The organism is Schlesneria paludicola DSM 18645 (genome assembly GCF_000255655.1).
GTDB lineage: Bacteria > Planctomycetota > Planctomycetia > Planctomycetales > Planctomycetaceae > Schlesneria > Schlesneria paludicola.
On the sequence record NZ_JH636435.1, the window covers coordinates 906,582 to 927,546 of the forward strand.

Here is a 20,965-nt window from a genome sequence, read left to right on the forward strand (position 1 = left end):
TAACTACCGAGCTTCTAAAAATAATTCATTTCGACGTCATCAAACAGTCAGACGGCAGAAACACGGAAACTCAGTTCCGCCTTCGACCGCGAACGTTGATCACTTGAAGTCACCTGGGTTACCGAACAAGCCACCACCGGCGCCTGTCGCTTTTCCACCACGGAGCGGCTCTTTGCGTTTGCGCTCGTAGGCTTCACCCTTGCCAGGTGCCAGATCTTCGTCTTTCGGCTTCTCTGGCTTCTGCTTCAACGCCTTCATCGAAAGACTGATTCGCTGACGATCGGGAGCAACTTCCAAAACCTGAGCCTGGATCTCTTGTCCGACATTGACGACATCCGTCACTTTGCGAATTCGCTGATGGTCGATTTCGCTGATATGAATCAGGCCTTCGACGCCTGGTTCGAGTTCCACGAACGCACCGAAATCGGTCGTACGAGTGACCTTACCGGACACTTCTTTACCAACGGCATACGTTTCGTTGACGCTGCCCCAGGGGTTGTGCGCCAGTTGTCGCATCCCGAGACCGATTTTTTGTTTTTCACGATCGAGCGACAGCACGACGACGTCGCACTGCTGACCTTCCTGCAGGACTTCTGACGGATGCTTCACCCGCGTCCAGCTCATTTCACCAATGTGGAGGAAGCCATCCGCTCCGCCCAAATCGATGAATGCGCCATAGTCCTTGATCGTTTTAACGGTTCCCGAGTACTGCTGACCGACTTCCACCTTTTCCCAGAAGGCCCCGGCCAGCTCTTTGCGTTCGGCGATCATGACCGCACGGCGGCTGACGACCAGATTTCGCTTGGCGGGGTTCAATTCGGTGATCTGCACCGTCAACTTCTGGCCGACCAGGCTTTCCATCGACGATACAAACCCGAGATCGACCTGACTGGCGGGAAGGAATGCCCGCATCCCGCCGACGGTCACTTCCAGACCACCCTTGTTTGTCTTGTTGACGATACACTCGGTGATCTGACCAACGTTCAGTTCGTCCCAGTTCCCGCGTGCCTTGCGGGTCGCCTTGGGAAGATTGACCATGATGACGCTGTTCTCGGGATCGTATTTTTCGACGATGACCAAGAACTCTTCACCAACTCGTGGTTGCTTTCCTTGTGGAAACTGACGCACGGGCAGAACGCCTGGCGAACGGTAGCCGACTTCGCAGAAGACATCGTCGGCTGTCACGCTTTGGACTTTTGCCTTGAGCTTCGCACCCGATTCCAGTTGATCTTCGCTCGCTGGCAAATCCGACGTCGATGACGAAGGATTCAACGCCCCAGGAGGCGCTTCGGTCGGAGCAATCATCTGGCCCGACATCGCGGCTTCGATTTCTTTCTCGAGCCCATCGTCAAGCGACAACTGCTTGGGCGGAAGTTCGATCTGGCCGAGCGGCACGTTGGGGTTCGCTGCGACAGCGCCTTCCGCAGCGGCCAATGCGGCCTCTTCGGATTCGACTTCGGCACCGATGCTTCCCACGGCCCGTGACTGACTGTCATTCACGGTTGGATTGAGCTGTGGTCGCTTCCGCGTCTCGTCGCTTGCCGTTTCAGCGGCATTCGATGGTTCGGGTTCGCTTGCAGCGATGGCCGGAGTCTCGGTAGCAACCGGAGTCTCTGTCACAGACTCTGACGGTGCGACCGTGGGGCTCAATGTTTGGGTGGGGCTCAATGTTTGGACCGATTCCACTTGGCCGTCCTGCGGCGTCATCACTTCACCATTCATCGTAACGAACCCTAACTCATCGAATGACTCGCGCATGGCCGAATTGCAATGCGCAGAAATGAAACCAAATCACACTCAATCACTAATACGGGGCCGAACGCCCGAGATGACTCATGACAAGGTTCTGTTCCACTCTTCCAAATGAACGGCTGCTACGGTAATCGAATCAGAAATGGAAAGCCAGTTTCACCCGTCGTTTCATCGAATTCTTACAAAAGGACTGGTGCGGCATTTCGGACGTCGATTGAAACACTCAGGGTGTTCCCGACAGACCAACTGGCATCGGAACCGGGGTGTCGGACAATGGCACGGGCAGATCATGTAGCGGAACGCCCGCATTCGACGTGGGTCCAGCGCTCAATGGCGCGGGTTGATCATTCAGCTTTGGCAGGCTCGTCGGCACCGCAGCCACAGGTTCATTGGCCGGACTCGCGGGTGGATTCAGGAAGTACGTGATATGACTCGTATCGCCCTGACTGTTCATCTGTAACGCAGCCTCAAGATAATCGCGTGATCGTCCATCATTCATCAGGTGCAGTACGGCTCCCAACAGAAAGAGACGATCTGCACTCTGGAGATCGTCTTTCACCCATTCGCTTAGTTGACTGAGCACCGAGTTTCGTACGGCCAGGTTGCCGATTCCCAACAGTTCGTCCATCCGCTTGCCAGTTCGAGCGATCGCGTGATCCAGCGTCACGGCGCGTTTCAGCTCGCGAATGGAGGAATCGAATCGCTTGACGACCACAAAGCACAAGCCAAGTCGCAAATGCGCTTCGGCCCGATCGGGTGCCGCCGAAACGGCACTGGCATAGGCGGCACGCGCTTCCGCCCACTTTTGATCGCGCATCCGCTGATCACCCCGCACCTGGTATTCAAGACTTTTCATCCTTGCAGCGGGAGACGAGCTTTTCGGTTTGGGTTCCGTATCCCCGAACGCCAACGGAACGATGATCGGCGGCGCGGTGACGGGTGGTGCATTGGGTACGAGTTGAGTTGGCTGGGGAATATAAGGCAGGTATCCGTACCGCGGCCCAATCGAGAAGCCGATTGTGCGGCCAAAGGAAACGCCAGAATAGCGGCCGCCAGAATGGTACGGATACGCCGTCAATTGAATGTCGTGCGAATGTCCGTATGAAAACGGTGGTCCATACGAATGTGGATGCGAATGCGAGCGTGAAACGGTCGACGGATGCGAATGTCCGCGCGACGGACTTCCGTCTGACCGCTGGACATGAGACGAGTAATACTGCGCCCCGACGGGTGCTGAGGAACAAACTAACAGCAGAATTATGACACAACCGACGCCAAGTGTTCGCATACTTCGAATCCCATCCGCGTCCTGCGACGAAGCACATCGATACGAAATCATCATCAAGGCACGGCCAAGCCGCCGAATCCATTCCAAGTGGCATCGCCAAACTGCACTGACAGGATCGTGCGCTTCGCTCGCGGCTTTTTGGCCTGCTTGCAGTGCGTTCATCGACAAGTCAATTCCAAATTGAAGCGGCACCCAAGTGTCAGTTTACCCAATGTCCGTCATCGAGAACACTCAATCCATCCTGCCATGGGTGATTTTGCCACCTGGCCGATGCGAGCGGTCAAGGGACGAAAAAATTCCGGAAACGAGAAATCGCTTCAAACCGGGCGTCGCCCCCTCGGAACTGCGTTGAGTCACAAGCAGACGTCAGATTAAGATCGTGACAGAATACAGAGGGGATGACCGACCGACAAACGACGTCACATGCGGTCAGTTTGGCTGCCAACTGGACAACTTCGATGGCGAGCGTCACAGTCTCGACGTGAAAATTGACTGGTCGTAGCGAAACGCGAATTAAAATAGCAATTGAGTCACTCCATTCGGCAACTCAGTTCAACATCAGGGCGAAGGATTTGACATGTTCGACGGACGCGTGCCGACGATTCTGCTCTTTGGAGCTCCCGGCGTCGGTAAGGGAACGCAGGGAATGATTCTCGGCCAAATTCCCGGCTTTTATCATCTGTCATGCGGCGACGTGTTTCGCTCGTTGAATATCAATTCCGAGGAAGGTCGAGAAATCTACCAGTTCAGTTCGCGAGGGCAGCTTGTGCCCGATGAGCTGACGGTCAGAATCTGGACGAAAGCCCTACATGGACATATCGCCGCGTCGCGCTACAAGCCGCCGGACGAAATGCTCGTTCTCGATGGAATTCCGAGAAATCCGAATCAGGTCGAGATGTTGAAGAATACGATCAATGTCCTGGCCATCATCCATCTCATCTGCAGCGACGAATCGCAGATGATCGATCGGATTAAGCGTCGCGCGATTCGAGAGAACCGCGCCGACGACGCGAATGAAGACATCATTCGCACCCGGTTCAACGTCTACCGTCAGGAGTCAGAACCGGTCATCAATTGCTATTCACCAGAAATCATCAAATGCGTGGATGCCATGCAGTCTCCGCCCGAAGTTCTGATGGAGGTCCTTCAACATCTGGTGCCAATCCGGAATCAGTGGCTGGCGGACCTGCCTGAACTGCCCATGTGATGTCACGTGCGACACGGAAAAGGCGTCGTTCCGATGATTCGAGGAACAATGTGCTACGACAACGAAGTGGGCGTCAGCAACTGCAGACGCCCCAGCTTCATGCCTTGTTGGGCCATGACGTCGCGGATCGCCGGGCTGCAGAGTAGATCACGCTCAAAAGCCCGCAACTCTTGAAGTGGATCAAACCACGGATCGCTCGGCCCACGCGCGGCCGCATCGGGCGGGTCGCCTGGATGGATTCCAACCTCCGTCGTTTCGACACCACGAGCCCGCCTCAAGAACGCGGTCATGGTCGCTCGATCGATTCTTCCCGCGTGCGCCGTCCCGAAGAATTGATCGGGAAATCGAACCCGCGATCGTCGCATCCGCCGCAAGAAACGGCTCGCAAAGTATCGCTTCACCAAGCCGATGCCCCATTCGAATAACCGCCCCTGCGTGAGGACGGTTCGAACCAGAGCAGATTCACGGGCGACGCGACAAACCGGAATCTGATACCGCTCCATCATCTCAGGAATCATTGCGGCGATCGGGGGAAGCAATTCAACGTACTGGTGTCCATTGAGGTGCGACGGTCGCAAATGATGGTCACACATCCACTCAATCTGAGCGTTCAACTCGTCGGCAACTTTTGCGACTTGAGTTGGCGTTGTGCGGCGGAATCGCGTGAAGACCGCGCCAATTCCCGGGAATTCGCCGCGTTCATTCAAGAGCTCTGCAGGATACCGATCACCCGTCAGCGGCCGCCCCTGGGTCAGATTCAAATGAACTCCCAGGTCAAACGGCACGTCAGGGTCGCCCAGTTCTTGTCGAACCGAAAGTGACTCAAGACGACGGACGGCGAGATCCTGCAGCAAACCTGGCCACTCGTGACAGGCTTCGGTTGCCGCCGGGGCATTCGACAAGAGCGACGTGCTTGTCAGAACGCCGTGACGAAACGACTTGAGAATCCCTGCATTGACGGCCGCGTTCATTCCAAAATCGTCGGCGTGAAAGACGACTCGACAGATCGGTCCAGCTGACGCAGACATCACGCCGCGATCCTGTCCGACTGTGGAACGTCGCGAGGAATCACGGTCCCTTCACGGATTTGATATCCGCCACGCATCGATCGCAAACGAACACCAATTACGTCGAGCAACATTGGGATGGCATTCCGGCTGAGCGAAATCGTGGTCGAATAGTCATTCACCAGCGTCACAGGGACCGTCTCAAAAGACAGGTCCAACAAGTGCGTGAGGTAAACGACCTCTGCATCAAAGGCGAAGCCGTCAATCGTCATTCGTGAAAAGATTTGTTGCGCGGCACCAAGACTGAAGACCTTCAGTCCGCACTGCGTATCGGCGACTTTTCGCGAAACAAGCACTCGCATCAGGGTACGAAACACGGACGAAGCGACCGTTCGCATCCACCGGCGTTCCACGTGTGATTCCGCTCCCTCAACCGTGCGGCTGCCAAAAACACAGTCTCGGCGACCCGCGTCAATGACCGCAAAGGCAGACTTCAGCGCCGCCAAATCATATGGAAGATCCGCGTCTGTAAACGCCACGACGCGCCCGCGAGCGGCCAGCATCCCGGTACGGACGGCAGATCCCTTTCCGCCATTGACCTTTCGAATGGTCGAGAACCGTCGCCCATAGGCGTCCGCTAATGTCGCGGTGGCATCACGGCTGCCATCATCGACGACAAGGACTCGGTAGTTAATCCCCCAAGAATCTAGTTGCTCTTTGGTGTCAGCAAGCGTCTTGGGCAGACGTGACTCTTCGTTATAGGCTGGTATCACGAGCGTCAGATCATGGTCGGCGACATCGACGTCGATCGATCGAACATTGGGAATTACGATTTTCTGGCGTCCTGCCAAACTCATATCGGTGCGCTCCTCGCCCGTCTGGAAGTCATTATCGAGCCGGCGCTCGCTAAACCTGCTTCACCTGAAAACGTAATCGATCCCTCAATGCGCGTCTATTCCGAGTTTCATTGCGTAACCCTTCACGGGTAAATGATTTCAATTCCGCAGCTGACATTATTGTAAAGTAGCCATCGGCACGACCATTTCCAACGGTATCACCAATGGAAGGGGAATCGCGACGTCGAATGAGCGGGAATATTTTGTTCGTGATCCCAAAATCGCCTCCAATCCTCCCACGACACATCATGTAGTCGGAACACCAACGCCGTAATCGGCAGTGGATTGAGTCCGCAGGCGCGCGCCAAAAAGCGGGGACGTGGATGCGTCACGGGGACTTCGTCGAGCGGATAATGGATTTCGGATTCATACGATCCATTGGGCCAGATCACAAGCCCAGACGGTGCGATGTCATACGGATGATGAAATCCATTTGGACGATTCGACTTGTCCGACTTCGGAGGCGCCATTTTCGAGAGTTCACCTTCGATTTGCTCCCGCACCAGGTCAACGGCTGCCAACTTGTATAGGCCGGTCACCGCCACCTTGAAGACATCGGCTTCGTCCGGCTCGATCTGATCCAGCCATCCCGCCTGACGAACGACTCCGATCAACCATCCGGCTTGCTCCGAAAACTCCAGCTGCGCCGCCTGCGAGAATCGTGTCGTTTCCTTGATTTCGATCAGAACGCGATTGGTCGTCAACTCAACCTGGGTGATGGTGAAGCAGAAATCGCGGAACGTTCGACTTTCGCTCAGCAGCGCAATCAACTCTCGCTCAAAGAAGTGCCGCACCGCGGCAGACTCGTGCTGCAATCGAGACACAAATTTGGAGACGTTATTCTCTGCGGACGCCCGCGCGTCGCGTCGCGATGCGCGGCGTTGTTTGGCAAACAGACGCGGAATCGTCCCCGAATGAAATCCAGGGCGCAGCAATCGCAAGAGCGTCTCGCCGTGCTCGCCAATCAAAACCGGTTTCAGCTTCGGTGAGCGATTGGCCTTGTAGAGCTTCCAATTCTCTTTCAATTCCCAGGCCAGGAATCCGAAGACGCCGGGAACGCTGGTCAGGATTAGCAGGGTGATTGTCGAGGCGGTCGGCTTGTCGAAGAATTTTTCAAGTACCGTGAAAATCGGATACGTCAATGTCGTCAGAACCAATTTGTGCGACACGGTCACGACGGGGAAATGCTTGATCGGATTGACCTGCGGCTCAATCAACAGTGTCACGCAGAACCGGACGACACCATGGATGAACGACCAGACAAGTCCGATGACCGCTTTCACCCCCAATGTCAGATTGGATTCACCGCTGCGAAATCGAAGCCATTCATCGACCGCGTACAACACGCGCTCCAGCCCATCCATCAGGGCGTGGAAGATATCGATAATCAGGGTGAATAACCCCATCAGCAGATGAACTCGAATGCGATACCACGTTCGCGCGAAAAACTCGCGTGCCAGCTCTTCGGTGTCGCGGCCAACCCGCGAGTTGAGCACCAGAAACGAGAAGAGGAAGATCGCCAAACCCCACCAGCGGTTCAGATTGTCATAGAGGCCAAACCAGGGTAGCGCCCACCAGAACACGAACGTGGCGACGAGTGGTGCGAGCACAAACCGACGCATCAGCATCATCGGAAAGCTTTTTAAGATGCGGTCCACCCACCACAAGCGGAAAATGGCGCGGGGAATATCAACGACCGCCACCCGCAGCACAGTCCAACCCGTCTTGAGCAGGCCGATCACGCGACGCCGAAATCCCGGAAAATGCAATAACGAGAAGATCACCAGCCCCAGCAGGAACATCGCCTGATGACTGTAGATGATGTCAACATGCTTGTGGGCATGCGTCACGGCATGCAGGTCATGTATGACCGGCTCTTGCACGACCGGGACGTCAGGAACCATTTCATCGACGGCCACAGGATCGACAACCGGATCGTGATGGGAAAAGGCCTGCTCTGCGAGTACCGCTTCTGGTGACGGGTTGACGTCGGCAGCGTGCGGCTTGGCGGGATGAAGGAAAGGCAAATGCTCAGCAGCCACTTCAATCGTTTTGAGCAGCAGAAACGACAGCCCGAAGGGCAGTGCAATGTATCGCACCAGAAACCGGCCCCAGGGAAGCCCGAATGCCAGCGATGTCGCTTTCTGGAGCCACCGCAAATAAAAGGGGCCGCGCGGATAGACGCCGTCGAGCTTCGCCGCCATCAGACGGTCGGCCCTCAACAGCGGATCTCCCGAAAGAAGTTCGTCGAAACCATTCAGATCGGCCATCTTCAACTGGTTTCGCGAAACCGTGTCGCGCAGACTTCCCAGAGTGATGAACCCCCGATGGACGACCCCATCCGCCAGTTCATGGACCATTTTCTTTAATGAAACGCGTTCCACAACGCTCGATGGAGCGAACCCAGCCGCATGCAACGCTCGTTCGATCAAAGGCTCGAGGCGCACTCGAAGAATATGTTCGGCCGCATCGGCGGCGGCGTGCAGCAGCCCGTTCAGTTCCTGACGGCCCGCCGGATCAATGTCGACATTGGGCACTCGCAACGAGGCCGCGCGCAGATGTTTTGACATCAGCACGACACGTTGATTCGAAAGCGGACGTTTGAGCGGCGTCTTACCCAGGCTCAGACACCATCGCAGCAGATCAACCTTGTAGATTTCATGCTCGTGGTCGAAACAGACGTTCTGCAGGTCATAAAGCAGACGCGCATTGGCATTCCAGAATCCACGTCGAGCTCCCGGCAGTAATTTCTCGAACATCGTGAGCCAGGGACGCGCGGCATCGTCGCTCATCTCCAATGCCGCTTGCAGTCGGCCGACAATCCGCTGAATTTCACCTTCCAAACGCTCCCTGGCAACTGAGATCAGTGCCTCGGGCGCGACCTCACACGCGGTCTGAAGTGCAATCGCCGCCCGTGCGTTATTCCCTTTCGCACTTAGCCGGTCGGCTCGTCGCACCAGGCTACCGTATTGCCGGGCAGAGCGGCGACGCGGCGCGATGACAGGCGCCGCCGCCAGCTTGCTCAGGTCCAGCGAGGGATTCGAAGCGCCAGGACCGGAAACGTCATCCGCCTGCAAGTCGCTGGGACGCGTTGCTTCTAATAACGTGATGGCGTCACAATCGGGTCCAATGACCTCGAGTACATTGTCCGATGACGCCAGTGAAGGAAAATAAATGGGCAGCAACTGTGGCGAAAATGCTTGAAATTCGTGATAGACGGCTACGAACTCGGCGTAAACATTTCGGTCATCATCCGGGCGCAACAGCATTTGCTCGGCCCGCAACACTCCACGAATCTCGTCGAAGGTGATCTGCCCCAGTTGATCAATTCGATATCGCAACTCGGCAGACGACATCTGGTCAGGACGAGTCCGCTCGCCCATCGAAAAATCGATACGCGCGTGAAACATCAATTGCCAGTAGTACCGCTGAAGTTCCTGACGAGTCATTGTCGCCAGTTCATCGTCTTCCGGCTGTGCGACCAGGATGAGTTGATCTGGAAGCCTGGTATTCGTATCAACCCCAAGTTCGTCCAGAGCGACGACCCAGAGGAGGCGGTCGCGGGCAATGACACAGCACTTGCGGTGCGGTGGCGGCTGCCAGGGGCTCGTGATATCCAGTTCGTTTTGCAGCACGCGTCGGACAACGCGCGGCATCACAAAGAACACCCCGACTTGCTGTTCACGCAGCCCCCGTGCAACGTCGATCGCCATTTGTTGCGAGGCGGGAACTTGGGGGGTATTGGTAGGCATTGACATGTGAGTGTGATCGTTCGATACAGGCTCTCTTCCAGACCGTATTCGCGAAGGGTGCGTCGCAGACTACAGCCTGAACGATGATTGGGCAAGCCGACTGTGCACGATGTACAGCACTTCAGCCTGAGTAACGAAAAGAACTCGATGCTGGATGACTCATCGAACGATTTTCTCGACACTCAAAACGCAAAAGCGTGCGTTCCCGAAATTACGCCACGTTCGGAATGCTCGCATCCGTGGTTCATGGAGACAATTCTCGAATCGCCACCGACGGATTAGATCTTGTCGTCGAAGCATGACCTGACGAACTGCAACAAACGAGAAAAGAGTTATCCGAGAGCATTATTCCGGATACATATTCATGGCGCGGTTCCATTTGGTCACCGCCTGTCGGCAGGCATCACGATCTGCGGGCAGTTCGAGCGGACGGCCTCGTCCATCCATGACAAGTCCGACAACTCCACCATGCACCGTCGCGGTCCGCGGCTTGCCGAGCCCTGAGCCGACGTCAAATCCTCGAGCCGGCTCCAGATGAATCTCGGCCGATTCCCCGACACCTAACGGAATTCGATTCACGTCACCGCAAATCAGGTCACCAGACTCGTATCGGGAATCTGTAAACCGATACCGGCAAATTGACTCGCCAACCTTAGCCTTCCCAGCGGGGGCAATGCAGGTCCCAAGATAGACCAGGCAGTCTCGTTCAAAGACTTCCATCGCAGCGCGCGGATGAACCGAGGCGAGCACCCCAAGATGCGGCATCATAAAGATGCTGTCTTTTGCGAGCCGTGTGATCCCTTCGGGTTCGAACGAATCAATCAGCATCATGACGGTCTGCTCCATCCGAGGTGCATGCGACAACACACCACCCGATGCAACCAGCAGATCGAGCGCCATGTTATCGACGATCGAACGGGGCCCCGATTGCTGCCCGAAGGCGTCGCCGATGGATCGTTGGCGCTGCACCCCGACCAATGTCGTCGCAAACTCTTTGTGCTGAAGGTATGAGAGCCGAAGAGCTTCCCTTGCAACCGCCTGCTCGAACATCAACGCGTCGAGCGTTTGAGGGATCGTCGTGGGGCGGATCATTTTATTCTTCACTCGATTTCGCAGCGCTCGCTCGTCGCAGTCATAGGGAATCCAGCGCAGAATTTTCGGCAGCGTCGCCTCGGCCAGGACATTCGAAATCGAATAACTCATTCCCAGATTCGCGCTGACCGTCCGGTTGAAAGTTCCACCGAACACCGAAAAAACGTCAGTCGTTGCCCCACCAATATCGACACCGACCGCGTTGATTCCATGCCTGTCCGCAATCGTTTTCAAGATGTCGCCGACGGCACCGGGAGTCGGCATGATCGGGGCGTCGGCCCACGCAATCAATTTGTCGTAACCCGGCGCATGCGCCATCACGTGCTCAAGAAACAGATCGTGCACCCGATCCCGCGCGGGGCCGAGGTTCTCGCGTTCCAGAATCGGACGAAGGTTCGGCACAACCGACAGCTCAACCGCATCGCCGAGCACATCTTCCACGAGCGCGGCGGCCTGCTGATTTCCCGCATAGATCACTGGCATCTTGTACTGACCGCCGAAGCGCGGCTGTGGCTTGGCGGGTGCGATCAGTTCCGCAAGCTGGACCACATGCGATTTGGTTCCGCCGTCCGTTCCCCCGGCCAGCAAGATCATGTCTGGACGCAGTTCGCGGATTCGCTGAATCTGCTCGTAGGGTTTTCGTTTGTCGTTCGATGCCAGCGTCTCCATCACGATGGCACCGGCCCCCAATGCGGCCCGTTCCGCGCTGGCGGCCGTCATCTCGCGCACGACCCCCGCCACCAGCATTTGCAGACCACCACCTGCACTGGACGTCGAGATATAAAGGTCACACCCCTCGTTGCCCCTCGCGGGGCGAATGATCTGTCCCTGATCATCGATCAAGCGACGACCGGCAAGCTCGCCCACTTCCGTGGCGGCATTGACGACACCCATCGTGACATCGGCCGTTGGCTCTTCCACCGTCGTGGGGGCTTCACCCCGAAACGTCTGACGATAAACGCCATCGATTTTCTCGATGAGAATCGCCTTGGTCGTCGTACTGCCGCAATCCGTTGCCAGAATCACCTGAAGCGAATCAGGATCGATCACAGGCTTCGCGTGAGAATGGTGATCTTGGCGGCTGGATGTCATGCGAGATCGATTATGAGAAATGGAAAGCCTCGTGTCCCTACGACGGAACATCCTCTGACGTCGACCTTGATTGGTTCGGTCGTGGCGCAGTGGCGAGATCGCCGCCTCGCCGCTGAATCTCATCCAATCGTCGGCAAATGTACTCGACCGCACCGCGACGTTCCAGAAACGCGGCAAAGTTGCGAACCGCCGACGGATCAACGAGCACCCCCAAAAACGGCTCAAACACGCGCAGGGTCTGTCCGCCGAGATAGTGAAGTGGCGCCGAGGATTCGATGAACATCTGCGCCGGCAGCGTCATTCCTCGCCGAACGATTTCATGACAGATGAGATCGATCGACGACGATTGCTCGGCAGTGGGAACCGCGACAGCGTCCGATTCAACGGCGAATGCGTGTTTCAACCAGTTCCACATCGGCAGTTCGTTCTCCAAACGGAACACCGACCGCACGCGAACTCCGCCAGCTTTGACGGTGCCACTTCGAGGGATTCAGTTGGAATAAATTAGACATTTGCACGGCTGGGCTTGTCAGCCGCGTTCAGTGCCATTTGCTTGAGCCCCTTCAAATCCAATTTGCCTGTTCCCAGGATCGGAATCTCGGTGACTTCGACAAATCCATCATGCGACGGAATCCAGAGTGTTGGCAAACCGGTTGCGGCCAACTCGTCGATGACCTGCTTAATCGACTTGGACATCGGCAAATGAAGAACGATCAGCCGCTCGCCTTTCTTGGGATCAGGCACCGACGTGACCGCCAGCGGAATTCCCGCATCGGTTCGTGAATGATCCTCAACAATGGTCAGCAAGTACTCTTCAATTCGAAGATGCGGCACCATCTCACCACCGATTTTCGAAAAGCGGCTCAGCCGCCCGGTGATGTGGACAAACCCGTCCGCGTCAACCAGTCCCATATCGCCGGTTTCGTACCAGCCGTCGCGAATCAGCGAGGCCGTCTTTTCCGGTTGATTCAAATAGCCCGACATGATGTTCGAGCCTTTGACGCAAATCATCCCCTCGGTACCGATCGCAAGCGGTTGTCTGCTGTCGACATCAATCGCGCGAACCGTAACACCTGGCATCGGTCGTCCGACGGTTCCAAGCTTCGTTGCCTTCTGATCAACCATGGCGCAGCGATGGTCGGCGACGTTCACGCAGGCAGGTCCCGAAGTTTCGGTCGTCCCATATCCTTCAGACGGCTGAATTCCAAATTTTTCGCGGAACTGCTCGGCCAGGTCGAGAGGCATCTTTTCGGCCCCCACAACAACCAGATCGAGTGTTTTGAATTGTTCCTTCTCGCAGCGTTTGAGATAGCCACGCAGGAATGTCGGCGTGCCGAACAAGATCGTTGCGCCATACTTCTGCGCCATCTCGCCCACAACGCGTGCGTCGAGCGGATTGAAATGAAATGCCACTTTCGCTTTGACGCACAGTGGCAGCCAAAACGACGCGACGTAGCCGAACGAATGAAAAATGGGCAGTACACCCAGAATGCAATCGGTGCTTTGAATATTGAAGATTTGATCAGCCGCGTCGACCGTGGATGACACATTGTAGTTCGACAGCATCACCCCCTTGGGTTCGCCGGTGGAACCGGATGTGAAGATGATGGTGATGATGTCGTCGGGCCGAACCTTTAAGAGCCCCAACGAGCGTTCAAGGATTCCCGCAGGAACAAGGTACGCCGAAACGGCCGCGGCCAGCTTATCGAAGTTTGTGATCTTTTCTTTGAGATCTTCCAGAAACACGAACTCGGTCCCCAGGTCAACGGGGCGCTTCTCAAGGAATTTCCGACTGGTCAAAACGTGACGGACGCCCGCATCTTTGACGCAGTGCCGCATGTCGGCTTCCGTCGTTGTGAAATTCAGATTCACCGCAGTTCGCCCGGTCAGTGTCACCGCAAGATTCGCGATGGCACATGCGGCGGTGGCCGGCAATAGAATCCCGATCCGCGGCTCATCACTGCCAAGAACTTCTCGTAGAAGAACCCGTCGCATCGCCAGCGAAGCCGCGAGCAGTTTGCCGCCCGTCAGTTCAACGCCGCTCGAATCTGCGAGCCGGGTCACGCGGAGCGTACTTTTGCACGAACGAATGAATTTTCGTGCTGGGGTCAGAATCTCGGATTTGGCATCGTGCACGGCGTCCACTCCCAACTGCTGAACCTGATGAAAGACTTCACTGGCTGTCTGCGGGTTTCGAAGCGGTTTTCCAAACACAATCGAAACGGGATGTCGGCGTTTTCGTGGCCACTTCCAGAAGAATTTTCCTCCGCGATAGCTGAAGATACTACCCCATAGGCCGTGTAAGAAGATCGGAATAATCGGGGCATCAGTCCCCTTGAGAATTCTGAGCATACCCGCCTGAAATGGATGCGTGTGACCAGTTCGCGTCAATGCGCCCTCTGGGAAAATACAAACGAGCTCTCCATTTTTCAGAGCGTCGGTCGCAGTGCGCAATGATTGGATCAGCGTCTTCGGACCACCGTCGGCCTTGATCGGGATCACGTCGAAAATCTTGGCGAGCCAGTGAAGCTTGGGGTTATAGACGAAGTCTGCATAGATAATGAATCGCACGGGCCGGGGAATCGTGATCATCAGCAGGATGCCGTCGACAAAGCTGATGTGATTGGGCGTCAGCAGGGCTCCACCTGTTCGGGGAATATTTTCAATTCCCAGCGTCCGAACCCGGTAGGACACTTTGACGGCAAGCCAGAAAACGAATCGGACGGTCGCACTCGGAAGCAGCAAGACAATGTAGACCGCCACTGGAACCGTACCGATCCCGGCGATCAGAAAAACGACGCTGGGTGAGATATTCCAAACGTCGATCATCAACCAATACAGTCCGGACATGATCAGAATGCCCGAGAATGCCAAAAAGTTCGTCGCCGCAACAACCTGCCCCAAATGTTGCGGCTCGCTCTGATGCTGAAGATACGATTCGAGCGGCACATCGAATAGTCCCGCACTGATTCCGAGGAAAAACAGCGACCCACAGATTCCGATCAGGGCATTCTCAGGGGAAACGTGACCGTACCAGCCCGCGAGACAAAGCATCACTGACCAGAACGCCATGCCGATTGCACCGAGCGGAACGATGCCCAGTTCGACATGCCCCCCCGACCACATCCCGGCGAGTACACTGCCGCCGCCCACACCCAAGACCAGCATCATTCCCATGATCCCGATTTTGACGCGGGAAAGCTGCAAGTCTTCGGCACCGAGAGTGTCGACGTTCAACTGCGCAAGGGACGCCAGTATCCAGAAGAAGGCAATGCCGAGCGCCGTACGGAACAATGGCGTGTCGGCCTTGAGTCGCCGGAGCGATTCCACCGTTTCGACAAAGGGGTTCCAGGGGTACTTCCGAGTCGGGTCAGCCGCCTCGACCAATTTTAGATAAAAGCTCAAAACCCAGCCGACGATCGCGATTCCCATCACCACGACAATAGAGGGAATCAAAGACGCAACCGTGATGACAGATTCATTCGTCGGCTTGGCCGAGTTTGCGAGTAGATTTCCGAGCAAGAAACCCAAGGCCGCAGGGGCGACTGTCACCAGCCCCATCCAACCGTTTGCCTTGGAAAGAAGCGGCTCGTCCACAAGTTCGGGTACACAGCCGGACTTCGCCGGTGAGAACAAGGCCGCCAGTGCACCTGTTAGAAACACAATAAAAATCAGGAACGACATATTGCCCGTAATGAGGGCCACGAACCCCAGCCCCATAATGATGACTTCCGCCGTCTTGCAAGCGCGAATCACGTTCGCCTTCGAGAATCGGTCAGCGAGAAATCCCGCCGGAGTCGCCAGGATGATAAAGGGCAGGGTGAACGCCGCGAGACCGAGTGCGAGCGCACCAGAGGGGCCCAGATGCGGCTTGGCAATCGGAACGACCAGCCAGCGAAACGTGTGATCGTTCAGGACCGTCAGAAACTGCACGATCAGCAGGCTTAGAAAACTATTCGACCAAAGCGGGGCATGCGGCAAATCGCGGTTGTCCAGATGAACGGCCGCCCCCGTCGAATTCTCGAGATTGATTTCGGCTGCCGAGGCCTCTTTCGCATGGGAATGCGCCCCGGGCAGATCTGCGGAAAACGTCATCCAAAATCCAACCTGTTACAAACCACAGTCACCGTGCACGACCTCGAACGCGATAGGCCGATGTGCAACGAGACTCGAAAACGACAACTATTGCGTACACCCTGAAATTTGAAAAGGGAGCCGATGTCAGGGAAAACAGCAACCGGCAAGCTCGCTGCCGGTCCTTTTGAAGGCTCCGGCAACCCCGGTGGAACGATGATACCTTCCATATTATGAACGCAAGCGGCCGGGAACGCGACTCGTCTGTCCCGAAGGTCCCAGAAATCAGCCTGATTCCCCACACAGGACACTTTTTCTGACAGAACTAGAGTTCGATCGGCAGAAGTAATTGACCGGCGTCCGGACGCTTAGACAACTCAGGCAGGACGCTTCGGCACTCCGCGATTTTCCTAAAAATGAGACAAGACAATTGGAAAATTCGCTAGAATCGGCCGTAACGGCTCACAGCCCGAAGGGAGGCGGACAGGCACATTTTCCCGGTCAAATTGGAATCCACAGCGCATCGACATGGGTAGTCCGGCCCATTGTCGCGGGAAAATGAGCCAGTCCCCGGCCTGCGGACGGTTGCGAATCCGCTCAACTGCAATTAGCCGTTCGCGAAGTTTGATCGCGCAAAGAAACGTTCGATCGCCCGTTCTCGCTCGAGCTGAGAATCGGCATGAATCGTTCGCAGAAGTTGCTCCTGGGCGTCGGTCAATTCGATATTCCGACGTTCCATCGCATAACGGGCGGTCGACAAACCGGCATCCAGGGCAAGTCCGTCGATCAGGTCACCATGCCAGATTCGTGAGAACGAGGGAATATGCTTTGGCAATAACTCTCCATCCGGCAGTACCAGGCACATCACTCCGATCGAAGATCCTGTGTTGAACAGGCTTCCAATCGCCGTTTTGGTGTGATCTCCAATGAAGCACCCGACTTTCAACTCACCCGAATTGATCGATTCGCCTCGCAGGGGAATCTTCACAGGAGAATAGTCATTCTTCAGATCACTGTTGGTTGTCATGGCACCCAGATTCACCCAGGGACAGATATAGCTGTGCCCCAGAAATCCATCGTGATACTTGTTGACGTAGCCATGCAGGATTGAGCCCTCGATTTCGCCACCGACTCGGCAAATCGGACCAATGCTGGTTCCCTCGCGGACGTTGGCGCGAAACAATTGCGAGCCGCGACCAACGTGGCAGGGCCCCTCAAGTCGCGTAAACGCCTGAATCAGGCAATCGTCTTCGATCGTGACGGGCCCTTTACGGGAATCGATGACGACAAACGGGTCGATGCTCGACGATGGGGCGATGTAGATCTGATTTGGATCTCCGACAATCGCAACCTGTGGGCCTAGCTGCCCAACCTTCGACGTGCCGAATCGACGCAAGGCAAAGTCTGCCTTCAACTGGACCGAGTTATGATGAACCAGATCCCACGGATACTGGGCCAGAAATCCAGGGGCCTTCACACGGCGACGCTCGCGCGCGATCTCCATCAAGACGACGTCGACCGAATCACCTGTCAGCCGGGAAACATCGGACGGTTCCAACGTCAAGTACGCCACATGTCCGTCAATAATCCCCGCCGTATCAGGATCGCATTCCCCCAGAGCCGCCGGATCGGCCAGCCACCGACCATTGATGAACAACGTCGGAGCAAGTCGAAGCCAATCCAGATCATTCACGTGGGAATCGGGATTCTCTTCCTGGTAAACGTCAACCAGTTCACTCCGCAGAAATGCCCCCCAATCGGTGACTGGCAGAAACCGCATGCAGCGTTCCCGGGCACTGAACTGTCCGCACAACAGTTCAAATGCAGGGCGCAACAAAGCAATTGGGGCGAAGTTCTCCGAGGCAATTCGATCTTCGAATAGTGCAATACGCATCGCTGCGATCCTTCATCAGCTTCGGCGGAACTGCGGAATCGTGGAGTTTTCCAACCTGAATTGAGACGTCAATGAACTCGTTGCGCGCATGGGCCAACGAGCCTGCGCGCGGTGTCCGCGAACTTGTCAGATCAGAGTGGCTGTACCACGAGCAACCTGTCGTCAGAACTTCTATACCTGACCGACCTTTCGACCAGACAGATTGAAATCGGCATGCGAAATCTATCTGCGAATGCCAATCGCGAGAAGATGAGGATGAGATCAAATTGTCGCGGCGAGCGTTGAAGTCCCGCGTCGTACCAGTCAATCTGTGGCGGTCGTCGAGAAAACCAGCGAAATCTTTGACCTGAGACGCGTCGTGGACGAGGCAATTCGGTATGAGGTGCCCCTGAAACGGGCTACTGGACGCCAGATTGTCGTGGCATTTGACCGACGATCCCGACGACACACAAACCGATCCTGATCCTTGCCGAATTCGATACCGGAGTTTCCGTTGGCCACCGACGCCGAACCACACGCCACAGCCCTGTCCGTCAGTCAGGTCACCTTCCTGCTAAAGGAGGTCATGGAAAGTGCCTTTCCGTTCGTCTGGGTGAGTGGAGAAATTTCCAACTGCAAACAGGCGAGTTCGGGACACATCTACTTCACGCTGAAGGATGAAGGCGCTCAACTTTCGGCCATTATGTGGCGGAGCGCCGCTCAGCGATTGAAGTTTAAACTCAAAGACGGCTTGAAGGTGCTCGCGGCGGGGCCGATTCAACTTTACGAGACACGCGGCCAATATCAGTTGATCGCCGAACAGCTCGAACCGCAAGGGGTTGGAGCACTCGAACTCGCATTCCGGCAACTCCAGCAAAAACTGGATGCCGAGGGGCTGTTCGACCCGGCACGCAAGCGACCGTGGCCTGTGTTCCCACGTCGGATCGCGCTGATTACAAGCCCATCGAGTGCTGCCGTTCGTGACATGCTGCAAGTGATTACGCGTCGCTGGCCGCGTGCGAATGTCGTGATCGTGCCAGTCCCAGTGCAGGGAGCCGAGGCGGCACCACAGATTGCCGACGCATTGCGTCGCGTGCACCTGATTCCCGAGGTCGATGTCGTCATTTGTGGGCGAGGTGGTGGCAGCCTGGAAGATTTGTGGGCGTTCAACGAAGAAGTCGTCGCCCGCGCGATTTTCGAGTGCCAAATTCCTGTCATCAGCGCCGTCGGACACGAAATTGATCTGACCATTGCAGACCTTGTCGCGGACAAGCGTGCCCTGACCCCGAGCGAAGCAGCTGAACTGGTCGTTCCGCTTGAAGCGGAAGTCCGCAAGCTACTCGAACAATTCCGCCATCGGTTAACGTCCACATTGCAATACCGTACCCAGCACGCGAAATTTCAGGTCGAACGCATCGCGCAACGACCATGCCTCGCGCGGCCGCTCGATCGCATCCGCGAACTGGAGACACAAATCGATGAACTGGACGAGCGGATGAAAGAATTGCTCCAGCGGCGATTTGAATCCGCGCGACACCAACTCGGCGCGGTTGCAGCCACGTTGAATGCACTAAGTCCTCTCGCCGTTTTGGATCGAGGATACTCGCTCACGAAACGCCTGGACGATGGCAGTCTGATCCGCGACGCAAGCCAGCTGAAAGTCGGCGACAAGATTTCAACGCTGTTCGCGAATGCCAGCGTCGTCAGCGAAATCACCGAGGTCGACAGCGACTAGTGGCACGGCGACTCATTTCTTTCCGAAGCAGTACACCTTGCCCTCAGTGCTTTCCGTACCAAACACAAGCACGCCTTCTCCCACTGCAGGCGCCCCGGAGATTGGCTTTCCGGCACTGAACCTCCACCGCTCCTGGCCATCCGCAAGATTGAGCTCGTAGAGAGTCTTATCGTTTGAGCCGACGAAGACGCGATCCCCCACGATGACGGGCGAGCTGTCCACTTTGGCCTGCGTCGCGAACGTCCAGACGCCCTTGCCGGTTTCTCGGTCGATCGCATGGATCAATTTGTCGCGTCCACCCACGACGACCAACTTCTCGGTCACGGCGGCTGACGAATGAAATGGGAAATCGGCGTTACCCGATCGATACCGCCAGGCGACCTTTTGCGTTTTCCAATTCACAGCAACGACTTCGCTGGCATATGTTCCGACGTACAAGAAATCACCGACGATCGCAGGTGATGCAATCAGGTAGGTTTCCAACTTCAGTTCCGCGCGCTGGTCACCGGAATTCACTTCAATCGTCCGCAGATGCTCATCGCAGCCCGCAACGAACGTCACGCCATCAATAATGGCCGGAGCACAGTGGACGTATCCTTGCGTGGCAAACTTCCAATTCAGCTTTCCGTCCATGTTTAAGCAGTAAAGGTTGTTGTCGTACGATCCAAAAATGATGCGTCCCTCTGTGACGGCAGCAGAACTGAAGATTTCTCCACCCGTCGTGAATTTCCACAAACCCATTCCCGTCGCCCGATCGATGGCATGAAATACGCCATCTTCGTCGCCAAGATAAACCGCATTCGCCGTCACCGTTGGAGATGACTTGAATCCCGGTGCGAATGAATTGGGATCGACCTTGTCGACCGTCTTATAGCCCCAGACCTTTTCCCCGGTCGCTCGCTTCAGACAGACAAGCTCCCCTGAAAGGCAGGGGACATAGACGAAGTCGCCGACGATCGCACAGGTTGCCACGATCTGATCGCCGATCGACACTTCCCACAGTTTTTCGAGCTTGTCGGGAAGTGTGCTGGAAGCCACTCCCGTTTGCGCCAGATCGTGGCGAAACGATGCCCAACTGGTTTTACCAGGCGCTGACAGTTCTGCAGCAGAGCCCGACATCGCAGTCGTCGCACAGACAATTGCAGCCAACAACTTCAACGACGATGAGCATCGAGACAGACCGCGCAATCGCATTTT

The 20,965-nt window shown here is 56.1% G+C and carries 12 protein-coding genes; 2 read left to right on the forward strand and 10 right to left on the reverse strand.

The features are described from left to right. Positions 1-99: 99 nt before the first annotated feature. Positions 100-1,722: a 30S ribosomal protein S1 gene (locus OSO_RS0121235; RefSeq protein WP_010585149.1), complete on the reverse strand. Its 1,623-nt coding sequence runs from the start codon at positions 1,720-1,722 to the stop codon at positions 100-102. A gap of 253 nt (positions 1,723-1,975) precedes the next feature. Continuing rightward, positions 1,976-3,040 (reverse strand): tetratricopeptide repeat protein, encoded by a 1,065-nt coding sequence (locus OSO_RS0121240; protein WP_157605374.1) that lies wholly within the window; start codon positions 3,038-3,040, stop codon positions 1,976-1,978. A 577-nt stretch (positions 3,041-3,617) separates the two neighbouring features. Between OSO_RS0121240 and OSO_RS0121250 the strand changes: the two genes are divergently transcribed. After that, a complete protein-coding gene (locus tag OSO_RS0121250; protein WP_010585151.1) occupies positions 3,618-4,247 on the forward strand; it encodes an adenylate kinase family protein in 630 nt (209 codons plus the stop codon). A gap of 53 nt (positions 4,248-4,300) precedes the next feature. Here OSO_RS0121250 and OSO_RS0121255 read toward each other — a convergent pair whose 3' ends face one another. From OSO_RS0121255 to OSO_RS0121290, 7 genes are all read right to left on the reverse strand, one after another. Next, positions 4,301-5,275 carry a carbohydrate deacetylase gene (locus OSO_RS0121255; protein ID WP_010585152.1) on the reverse strand — a complete coding sequence of 325 codons (975 nt, stop codon included), beginning with the start codon at positions 5,273-5,275 and terminating at the stop codon, positions 4,301-4,303. Beyond that, complete coding sequence (locus tag OSO_RS44475; protein ID WP_010585153.1) at positions 5,275-6,111, reverse strand: glycosyltransferase; 837 nt, start codon at positions 6,109-6,111, stop codon at positions 5,275-5,277. Before OSO_RS44475 ends, OSO_RS0121255 begins: the two co-directional genes overlap by 1 nt. 197 nt (positions 6,112-6,308) lie before the next feature. Then, positions 6,309-9,908 (reverse strand): hypothetical protein, encoded by a 3,600-nt coding sequence (locus OSO_RS0121265; RefSeq protein ID WP_010585154.1) that lies wholly within the window; start codon positions 9,906-9,908, stop codon positions 6,309-6,311. Between the two features lie 339 nt (positions 9,909-10,247). Beyond that, positions 10,248-12,086 carry a glutamate mutase L gene (locus OSO_RS0121275; RefSeq protein WP_010585155.1) on the reverse strand — a complete coding sequence of 613 codons (1,839 nt, stop codon included), beginning with the start codon at positions 12,084-12,086 and terminating at the stop codon, positions 10,248-10,250. A 37-nt stretch (positions 12,087-12,123) separates the two neighbouring features. Beyond that, a complete protein-coding gene (locus tag OSO_RS0121280; RefSeq protein WP_010585156.1) occupies positions 12,124-12,501 on the reverse strand; it encodes a hypothetical protein in 378 nt (125 codons plus the stop codon). A gap of 89 nt (positions 12,502-12,590) precedes the next feature. Further along, positions 12,591-16,181, reverse strand: a complete 3,591-nt coding sequence (locus tag OSO_RS0121285; protein ID WP_010585157.1) for an acyl-[ACP]--phospholipid O-acyltransferase — start codon at positions 16,179-16,181, stop codon at positions 12,591-12,593. A gap of 586 nt (positions 16,182-16,767) precedes the next feature. After that, positions 16,768-18,054: a putative sugar nucleotidyl transferase gene (locus tag OSO_RS0121290; protein WP_010585158.1), complete on the reverse strand. Its 1,287-nt coding sequence runs from the start codon at positions 18,052-18,054 to the stop codon at positions 16,768-16,770. A 466-nt stretch (positions 18,055-18,520) separates the two neighbouring features. Here OSO_RS0121290 and xseA point away from each other — a divergent pair, with 466 nt between their 5' ends. Continuing rightward, a complete protein-coding gene (gene xseA, locus OSO_RS0121295) occupies positions 18,521-19,768 on the forward strand; it encodes an exodeoxyribonuclease VII large subunit (protein ID WP_237729320.1) in 1,248 nt (415 codons plus the stop codon). Positions 19,769-19,780: 12 nt separating this feature from the next. Here the strand turns inward: xseA and OSO_RS0121300 are convergent, their stop codons facing one another. After that, the gene (locus tag OSO_RS0121300) at positions 19,781-20,962 is read right to left on the reverse strand and encodes a beta-alanine-activating enzyme beta-propeller domain-containing protein (RefSeq protein ID WP_010585160.1); all 1,182 of its coding nucleotides are present in this window, start codon (positions 20,960-20,962) and stop codon (positions 19,781-19,783) included. Positions 20,963-20,965: the final 3 nt, after the last annotated feature.

What these genes read in the sequence shown, in the direction of transcription:
- OSO_RS0121235 (WP_010585149.1), bottom strand. Translation starts at nt 1,722, where the DNA reads ATGAATGGTGAAGTGATGACGCCGCAGGACGGCCAAGTGGAATCGGTC.
- OSO_RS0121240 (WP_157605374.1), bottom strand. Translation starts at nt 3,040, where the DNA reads ATGCGAACACTTGGCGTCGGTTGTGTCATAATTCTGCTGTTAGTTTGT.
- OSO_RS0121250 (WP_010585151.1), top strand. Translation starts at nt 3,618, where the DNA reads ATGTTCGACGGACGCGTGCCGACGATTCTGCTCTTTGGAGCTCCCGGC.
- OSO_RS0121255 (WP_010585152.1), bottom strand. Translation starts at nt 5,275, where the DNA reads ATGTCTGCGTCAGCTGGACCGATCTGTCGAGTCGTCTTTCACGCCGAC.
- OSO_RS44475 (WP_010585153.1), bottom strand. Translation starts at nt 6,111, where the DNA reads ATGAGTTTGGCAGGACGCCAGAAAATCGTAATTCCCAATGTTCGATCG.
- OSO_RS0121265 (WP_010585154.1), bottom strand. Translation starts at nt 9,908, where the DNA reads ATGTCAATGCCTACCAATACCCCCCAAGTTCCCGCCTCGCAACAAATG.
- OSO_RS0121275 (WP_010585155.1), bottom strand. Translation starts at nt 12,086, where the DNA reads ATGACATCCAGCCGCCAAGATCACCATTCTCACGCGAAGCCTGTGATC.
- OSO_RS0121280 (WP_010585156.1), bottom strand. Translation starts at nt 12,501, where the DNA reads ATGTGGAACTGGTTGAAACACGCATTCGCCGTTGAATCGGACGCTGTC.
- OSO_RS0121285 (WP_010585157.1), bottom strand. Translation starts at nt 16,181, where the DNA reads ATGACGTTTTCCGCAGATCTGCCCGGGGCGCATTCCCATGCGAAAGAG.
- OSO_RS0121290 (WP_010585158.1), bottom strand. Translation starts at nt 18,054, where the DNA reads ATGCGTATTGCACTATTCGAAGATCGAATTGCCTCGGAGAACTTCGCC.
- OSO_RS0121300 (WP_010585160.1), bottom strand. Translation starts at nt 20,962, where the DNA reads ATGCGATTGCGCGGTCTGTCTCGATGCTCATCGTCGTTGAAGTTGTTG.